The sequence below is a fragment of the Streptomyces sp. 7R007 genome, from assembly GCF_054850255.1.
Genome location: NZ_JBTWMV010000163.1, coordinates 1 through 544 on the forward strand (window position 1 = coordinate 1; position 544 = coordinate 544).

Annotated in this window: 1 protein-coding gene; it reads right to left on the reverse strand. The window is 69.9% G+C overall.

The annotated features are described in order from the left end of the window. A partial coding sequence (locus tag ACYF6T_RS44610; protein ID WP_461703714.1) for a M4 family metallopeptidase occupies nucleotides 1-544 on the reverse strand: 544 nt, incomplete at both ends.

Sequence of the window (544 nt, forward strand, 5' to 3'; positions counted from 1 at the left end):
GGCCGTCGTCGGGGTGCCGGAGATCAGACCCGTGGAGCTGTTGATCGACAGGCCGCTCGGCAGACCGGACGCGGCGTACGTCAGGGAGCCGCTGTTGGTGCTGCTGGCCGAGATCTGCAGGCTCACCGCCGTGCCGACGGTCGAGGACTGGCTGCCCGGGTTGGTGACCGTCACGCCGCTGCTCGGCACCGTGATGTGACTGCCGACGTTGATGCCCGCGAAGGCGTTGCCCACCCCGGCGTACTGGGTGGAGCCGGTGCCGTACAGGGCGGCGGCGGCGTTGAGGGCGGCGGTGCGGGCGCCGGCGTAGTTGGTGCTGGACGTCATGTACGTCGTCAGCGCCTTGTACCAGATCTGCAGGGCCGCGGCCCGGCCGATGCCGGCGACGGCGACGCCGTCGGAGGTCGGGCTGTTGTAGGTGACGCCGTTGATGGTCTTGCTGCCGCTGCCCTCGGACAGCAGGTAGAACATGTGGTTCGCGGGGCCCGAGGAGTAGTGCACGTCGAGGTTGCCGACACCGGAGTACCAGCTGTCGGCCGAGGAG